Consider the following 7,063-nt stretch of genomic DNA (forward strand, 5'->3'; position numbering starts at 1 on the left):
AGCGCCCCTGAGCAAAGACAGAAGAATGAGAAGCGGGCAAGGCAATGGCATGAAAGTCAGCAGTTGCGGGATAAAGCAGCGGCGGTGGGCCGGCCCCGGGCAGTCAGTCGCGAGCTGGCTGCTGAGCTGTCCGGGGAAAGTGACCAAGGTCCGTAAAACGACTCACGGACCTCAGCCGACAGACCCCTGATGGAGCGATCACCTTCCGCACCCACAAGTCACCCACACCGCAAGTCACCACCGATGCTCGTTGGTCGCAGACGTAGCTGTGGCCCTCCGTGCCGACCGCCAAGATCCATAGCCATGCCTGCTCCCCGCACCCGCAGGGATGGCCCCAAGTTCGCCGACGTCGGCTGCCGGTGCAGCCACTGCTCCCCGCGCCCGCCGGGATGGTCCCCGCCCGCCGCTGGGGACAAGCCGAGAACAGCGCTGCTCCCCGCGCCTGCACACCAGCCTGTGGTCCAGGCCGATGCGGACCCTCCTGGGCCTGTGCGGCAGCCGGTCGGTCAGATCCCGGCCGAGCTCGGCTGATTGGAGCCCGCCAGCGTGCCGCTGTCCTCCACGCCGGCTGCCGGCCCGGTTGCGGGAGACTAGACTGGGGATGCCCGATCATGCCGGTCCGGATGCAGGAGGTGGGGGTCATGGCCGAGGGAACACCGGCCGCGGTGGCGTCCTCGCGCTGGACTCCGGCCGCGGACCAGCTGCCTCGTGATCTTGCGGAGCTCGCCGGGCCTGTTCACGGGGCGGTGACGCTGCCGCTGCATCTGGCGTGGTCGGGGCTGCGGACGTTCGACCTCAGCGACGAGAAGCTGCTGCTGGGGATGTACCGGATCGTGCTACTCAACGGCCACCGCGAGGATTACGCCAACTACCTGAACGCGGCTGTGCTTGAGAGCCGGTGGCCCGTGCTGCGCAAGATGCTCGGCCGCGGCGTGCGTGGCGTGTGGGAGGAGCGTTTCCCGCGGTTGCGGCCGGCGGCGGCCGCATGAGCCTGCGGGGCCTGCCGGAGCATCACCGGCGGCTGCTCGCCGACGCGCTCACCGCTGGGCGTCCGTACGGGCTGGCGTTGATGGGCGGCTACGCCATCCAGGCGCACGGCATCGTGCACCGGCCCAGCCAGGACCTCGACTTCGCCACCGAGCACCCCGCCGGCATGACGGAGATCGTCGAGCAGATCACGGGTGCGCTCACCGACAAGGGCTGGCGGATCACCGTCGTCGATGTGGCACCGCTCAAGGCCCGCTTCCTTGCTACCGATCCGGCCACCGACGCCACCTGCGAGGTGGATCTACTCAAGGAAGTGCTGTGGCGCCCGCCCGTCGTCATGGACATCGGCCCCGTCCTGGACCTGGACGACCTCATCGGCACCAAGGTCCGCGCGCTCGGCGACCGTGGGCTGGCCCGTGACGCCATCGACGTCCATGCCGCCCGCGACCTCTACAGCCTTGCCGAACTGGAGACCCTCGCCGCCCGCCGCCCCGACGAATTCGACCTCACCGAACTCCACGACAGGCTGGAGAGCCTGGAGTGGATCAGCGACGCCGAATTCGAGGCCTACGGTATGGACAGCGCGCACATCACACAGCTGCGCCAATGGGCACAAAACTGGCTCGACGACCTCGCCCAACGCCTCGCCGAGCCCTACGACGAACCCCTCGACCCGTAGCGGCACCCAAGCGCCACAGGGCGCCCGGCGGCGCCGGTGTCGTGTTGTTGCGGATTTCAACGTTGGTCTCGTGGGCCGGGTGGCCAAGGGGGGATCCTCCCAATGCTTCCTGACTGGGTGATTTCATCGGAGTCGGTGCACAAGGTCGTCGACGGCGCGCACCTGCGGAGCGGCCAACGGCGCACCGCACGGGTGCGAGCAGCGCGGGTCTGTTCAGCGGAGCGATGGCGTCCCGTGACGGTGACGGGGGCATCGTCGCCGAGCGCCCGAAGCATGCTGTCGTAGGGGCAGCCCGTATCGCAGCCGTCCTCGCGGTGGTCGAGGGTGGCTGTGGTCAGGTGGTACAGGTGGGCGCCGGTGTCGGCGACCCCGCCTGGCGCGGTCGTCATGGTGATGAACTGATTCAGCTGGGCTGCCGCGGCGCTGTTGGAGAAGACGAAGACATTCTCTTTGCGGCGCAGCGGATGGTCGGCGGGCAGGCCGGTGATGTAGGCGGGGTCGTCGAGTGAGCCGTCGCGTTCGGCTTGGACGTGGGCGGGGTCGTACTGGCCCAGGCATTCCATGCAGGCGCGGCCGGGGGCGGCGATGTGGGCGCGCCATTCGGCGCCGCGCAGGCGTCCGCCGCGGGCGTCGACCGCGATGCCGCCGTCGACGACGGGAATGAGGTGCGTGTAGGCGAGGAGGTTGAGCACGGCGCGGGGCCAGGGCCGGTCGACGCAGGAGAAGATCACATCGCAGCCGGCCGCGGCGGCGAATCCAGCCTGCTCGACCACGCTCAGCTCGTATGACGTCGCCTGAAAGTTCGTGGCGGTGGCCGCGCGGCGGGCACTACGGGCCGCGAGGCGGGCCTTGGCCCGGTGCAGGCGCACGTCGCGGATGGTGGCGTGCAGGAGCCGGTCGAGGTTAACCTCCTCGAGCAGGCCGCGGCAGAAGCGTCTTCGCCGGGTTCGTCCACAGCAGCGTCTACTACGGGTACTTCCACCTGGAGAGCTCCGCCATCGGCTTCGACACCGTCAAACTCGCGCTTCGCAGCGTACGGCTCGTGACCTTTCCCGTACTCATCACGCTGGCGGTGGCGGTGGTTCTGCCCCACCTTCATGAACTGCTGCCGCTGCTCAGGGTTCCCGCCCACCTCACCCGGCGCGTGCGCCGTGCCGGACGCGCAGTGGCGCGGGCGTACCTTGCGTTCGTCGCGGCCGGGATCGGTCTGATGCTGGTGTGGCGCACTATTCAGCCCTTCGCCTGGGCCGCTCCCCTGCTGGTGGCGTGTGGATTGATTCTTGGGCAGACCAGCGCCGCAGCGCCCGCGGTGGCCAGGCCCAGACGTATGTGGGACCGTGCGCTCCCCATGGCCGGCGCGGCGCTGTTCCTCATGTGGGTCGTAGCTCTGTCGGCCGGGCAACTTGGCCGCCAGGACGCCGAACGGCTCGTCGAGCATGTCGCCATTCTCGTCCACAGCACCAAGCCGTTGAGCATCACCGGCCCGCCAGGCTTGGTGATCGAGGACCTGGGCGAGGGACTGCACTACCGGTACCGCTACAGCGGGCTGCGCCTCCTGGTGGAGCGGGACCACCGCTACTACCTGCTGCCCCTGGGCTGGAATCACGACACCGACCCCACCTACGTCATCGACGACGACGAAACCATCCGGATCGGACTACGCCCCGGCACTCAGCCCCGCCGTTGACCTGCCGCGCACCGACGGTCGGTCATCGTGCCTGCACAGCAGAGCCCTCGCGCGGAATACGTCGACCGCGAAGCCGGTACCGGCGGGCAGACCTTCATATCTGAATTGGTCACAAGTAGGAGAATGCGACTCCCCCACCGGCAGGCCATGGACATGATCTGGGGATGGCCGGACTCGGGGGACGCCGCCAGCGGCGCAACTGGCAACTGACCGACGCCCTGTGCGCACTGCTGATCATCGCAAGCGCTGCGTACACGGTCCGGCAGATCTCCCATGGCGGACTGGAAACGTCCGACACCGTGAGCGTGCTGGGCTTTCTACTGACCGCGGCCGGGCTCGTGGCCGCGGTCAGAGCGCTGCGGAAGCCGGTGGAGGGCAACGATGCCGAACGTGCGCGTGGCCAGGCCCTGACCCTGGCCAGGCAGGTTGAAGCGGGGGAGAGCGCGGTCTGGCGGCAGTTGCTGGGGGACGATATCCGCCGCATCAACCTCACCTACATGCTGCACCCGGCCACGGTCCGTCCGGCGGCAGCCCCGCCTGCCGGACGCCTGTCGGCCGACGGCCCGGGCCCGGCGACCGTGCCCGACATCGTCACCTACTACCGCGCCACCCGTCCCTCACGGCTGGTCATCACCGGTGCTCCAGGCGCCGGCAAGACCGTCCTGGCTCTGGAACTCCTGCTGGCCCTCATCGACAGCCGCACCGACGACGATCCGGTCCCGGTCCGAGTTCCGCTCTCCCAGTGGGACACCGACCGCCAGTCCCTGCCCGACCATCTCCAGCAGCGGCTGGTCGACGCCTACGACTGGCCCGCGGACCTGGCCGCCGACCTGATCCGCCACCACCTGGTGCTGCCGGTCCTGGACGGCTTGGACGAGATGGACCCCCTACTGGCCGACGGCTCCCCCGACCCCGCCGCGCCCCGCGCCGCCGCCGTCATCCAGGCCCTTAACCTGTACCAGCAGGGGCGGGACGCCGGACCGCTTATCCTGACCTGCCGCACCCGCCACTACGACACACTCGCTCCCGGCATCACACTCCTGGACGCCGCCCGCATCGCCATCGCCCCCGTCGCTACCAGCGACGCCAACGCCTACCTGGCTGCCCGAGCACGCGACACGGCCCGCTGGCAGCCCTTGCTGGACCAACTGGCCGCCCACCCCGGCGGAGTTCTCGCGGCCGTGCTCTCCACGCCGTGGCGGCTGTGCCTGACCGCCACCGTCTACCACGACGACGGCAACCCCGCCGAACTCCTCACCTTCTCGAACGCCGACGCCCTGGACGAGCACCTCCTGGCCCGCTTCATCCCCGCCGCCACCCGCACCGCCCCCAACCCCCGCGGCTACACCGCCGAGGACGCCCACCGGTGGCTCCACCACCTCACCACCCACCTCGATCCCACCGGCACCCTCCAACCCGCAGCTCCCGCGCGTGCGGAGGCCACCGACCTCGTCCTGCACGAACTGTGGCCTCTCGCCGGACGCACCCGCGTCCGCGTCACCGACGCCCTCATCACCACCCTCACCGTCCTCACCACGCTCCCTCTCACCCGCATCCCCACCCCATTGCCATCAGGGCAACTCACAGCTGTGGTTGTTGTGCTCGCCGTCGTGTTCGGAATGGCTGTTGCCCTCCGAGCTCCCACTCCCATGGGTGTGAACGACCTGTTCACATCCTTTCCGCCCCGCCGCGACATCGCAGTCGGACTCACGGTCGTGATCGTGGGCGGGAGCGCCGTCGGAATCAAGGCTGGATTCACGGCCGGACTCACCTTTGGAATCATGTTCGGGTTCATGGGCTGGGTCGTGCTTGGCTCTGGACCGCAGGAAGCGGGCAGGCGCCTCGGAGCGAGGGATGTCATCAGGGATGATTTCGTGGCCGGGCTTATGATCGCGCTCACGCTTGGGCTCGCGTTTGGGCTTGCAATTGGGGTCGTGTCCGGGCTCACGGGACTCGTGATGGGGGTCTTGGGTGGCATGTCCGGACTCGCGGCCGGTTCTTCTACTTCACGCCGGTATGCAGTGTTCCTGCTCTACTCGCGCCGCCGTCTGCCGCTCCATCTCGGCCTCTTCCTGGACTGGGCCGTCACCGCAGGACTCATGCGCTACAGCGGACCCGCCTACCAGTACCGGCACCGCGAGCTCCAGCACTGGCTGCGCCAGCACCCCCACCCCCAGACCGGCCCCTGACGGGCCAAGCCAGGACTGAGCGCGCTGGATCCGGAATGCCGATTGGCGCACGGCGTACAAACTTCGCCAGTGGTCGGGTACCTGAGAGCGCAACCTTGATCATCTGTACGGTTCCGGGCGCCTGTGGGCCGAGGTCGGCCTGTCCAGATACGGACCTGCACGCCATCGGTAGCGGGCGCCGTCCCGTGCGTGTGGGTGGATGGGCAGCACTGTGATCAGACGCGGTCGGTTTCCGTTCTCACTCTGGTCTGAAATGACGGATTGCCGTCGTCTTCCAGTTGGTTGCGGTCGGCGCCGTTGCGGAGCGCACAGGGCGGGGACGCTCGGAGGGGTACACGTGTGTTCTGTCCGACGGGAGCGAGTAAGACGTGAGCGTGATATCGCCCGCGAGCTGGGCGAACCAGCCCTCTACGACCCGGCCTGGCTGAACGGCCAGGGCCGCGCCCTGGCCGTGGACGGTATCGTGATGGCCCGGCTGTACGGGGCGGCCCGGGAGGACTGCGACGACTGCCGCGAGGACTCGCTGGAGCAGTTGTGCCGGAATCCGGCCCAGGTTGCCGCGCTGGCCCTGTGGGCCTGCGCGCGCGTGATGGACGTCTTCAACGATCTGCCCGTGGAACTGCTGAAGCACGGTGACCCGGTCTTTCGACGGCTGGCGCAGGCCTACTCGGACAGCACCTTCCAACATGGCTTCGAGGTCCGCGAACTGACCGACCTGCACGAGGTCTGTCTGCGCCTGGACCCCAACGTCTTGCAGCCCGCCGCGGAACGGGCTCTGCAGGTGCTGCTATCAGGATTCGATCCGGCCCTGTTCGGCTCCTGCCCGCCTGGTGACTGATGCGGTAACCGCTCATTCGCAGACCGGCCACGCCACCCTCGCACGGCCGGTCTGCCGACGAAGCGCACACGATCATGACGTGACTCGGCAGCAGTCATAGTCCTTTGCGACCGCTCCCTCTGGCCAGCTGAAGTTCCAAAAACGTGCCCTCATTTGAGGGCGAAAAAGAGGAAGCGCCGCTCGTTTCGTTCGAACTGCCTGAACTGATGTCCCGTCCTTCGTCATTGTCCCGTCCTTCGTCATCTTGTCGCTGTCCCGGGTGAAGTTGTTCAGTTCCCTGTTCGTCCCAGGGCAGGTTGTCTCTCGCGGCGTACGCGCCGGGACAGGTGTCCCAAGGTGTCTTGTCGCTCGCTGTTGTCTGTCCCGGCTGCTCGAAGGACAGACGGACGCGCCCGGCGGCGCTTGAGCTCCTGCCTGCCGGACACCGCACTGCCGGATCGCTCATCGGGAGGCATCTGGGCCGCCCTCCTCTGGCGATGCGGTTCGTCTATTCGGGGGGTTGAAGAAGCGATTTTCCATACCACGCGAGAGTGATAAGGCTTCAAGGGACATCCGGAAAATCTTCTCGTGCGGTCGAATCAGTCTGAGCCGCCCCCTGCGCTGTATCGCTGCCGGGCCACCTAAGAGCTCGTAACACGATCTTGTTGAGGTGCGCTGGTTGGGCGTGACCGGTTTGACGATTC

General features: G+C 68.1%; 6 protein-coding genes. 5 read left to right on the forward strand and 1 reads right to left on the reverse strand.

Going from position 1 to position 7,063, the window contains the following annotated elements; genetic code table 11:
• Positions 1-641 precede the first annotated feature (641 nt).
• Together IE278_RS41370 and IE278_RS41375 are read left to right on the forward strand one after the other, a co-directional pair.
• Positions 642-989 carry a hypothetical protein gene (locus IE278_RS41370; protein ID WP_189780187.1) on the forward strand — a complete coding sequence of 116 codons (348 nt, stop codon included), beginning with the start codon at positions 642-644 and terminating at the stop codon, positions 987-989.
• On the forward strand, positions 986-1,666 hold the full coding sequence (locus tag IE278_RS41375; protein WP_189780188.1) for a nucleotidyl transferase AbiEii/AbiGii toxin family protein: 681 nt from the start codon (positions 986-988) through the stop codon (positions 1,664-1,666). The genes IE278_RS41370 and IE278_RS41375 overlap by 4 nt, the downstream gene beginning before the upstream one ends.
• A 56-nt stretch (positions 1,667-1,722) precedes the next feature.
• Here the strand turns inward: IE278_RS41375 and IE278_RS41380 are convergent, their stop codons facing one another.
• On the reverse strand, positions 1,723-2,586 hold the full coding sequence (locus tag IE278_RS41380; RefSeq protein ID WP_373312246.1) for a ThiF family adenylyltransferase: 864 nt from the start codon (positions 2,584-2,586) through the stop codon (positions 1,723-1,725).
• A 122-nt stretch (positions 2,587-2,708) separates the two neighbouring features.
• Here IE278_RS41380 and IE278_RS41385 point away from each other — a divergent pair, with 122 nt between their 5' ends.
• The 3 genes from IE278_RS41385 (at position 2,709) to IE278_RS41395 (ending at position 6,380) form a co-directional block, all read left to right on the forward strand.
• On the forward strand, positions 2,709-3,353 hold the full coding sequence (locus IE278_RS41385; RefSeq protein ID WP_189780190.1) for a hypothetical protein: 645 nt from the start codon (positions 2,709-2,711) through the stop codon (positions 3,351-3,353).
• Positions 3,354-3,517: 164 nt separating this feature from the next.
• The gene (locus IE278_RS43050) at positions 3,518-5,542 is read left to right on the forward strand and encodes an NACHT domain-containing protein (protein ID WP_189780191.1); all 2,025 of its coding nucleotides are present in this window, start codon (positions 3,518-3,520) and stop codon (positions 5,540-5,542) included.
• Between the two features lie 337 nt (positions 5,543-5,879).
• Positions 5,880-6,380 (forward strand): Erv1/Alr family FAD-linked sulfhydryl oxidase, encoded by a 501-nt coding sequence (locus IE278_RS41395; protein WP_246571813.1) that lies wholly within the window; start codon positions 5,880-5,882, stop codon positions 6,378-6,380.
• Positions 6,381-7,063 lie beyond the last annotated feature (683 nt).

Source organism: Streptomyces tauricus (assembly GCF_014650955.1).
In the GTDB taxonomy this organism is placed as follows: domain Bacteria; phylum Actinomycetota; class Actinomycetes; order Streptomycetales; family Streptomycetaceae; genus Streptomyces; species Streptomyces tauricus.

Excerpts from the sequence above, each read along its gene's own strand:
- IE278_RS41370 (WP_189780187.1), top strand. The coding sequence starts at position 642 with ATGGCCGAGGGAACACCGGCCGCGGTGGCGTCCTCGCGCTGGACTCCG.
- IE278_RS41375 (WP_189780188.1), top strand. The coding sequence starts at position 986 with ATGAGCCTGCGGGGCCTGCCGGAGCATCACCGGCGGCTGCTCGCCGAC.
- IE278_RS43050 (WP_189780191.1), top strand. The coding sequence starts at position 3,518 with ATGGCCGGACTCGGGGGACGCCGCCAGCGGCGCAACTGGCAACTGACC.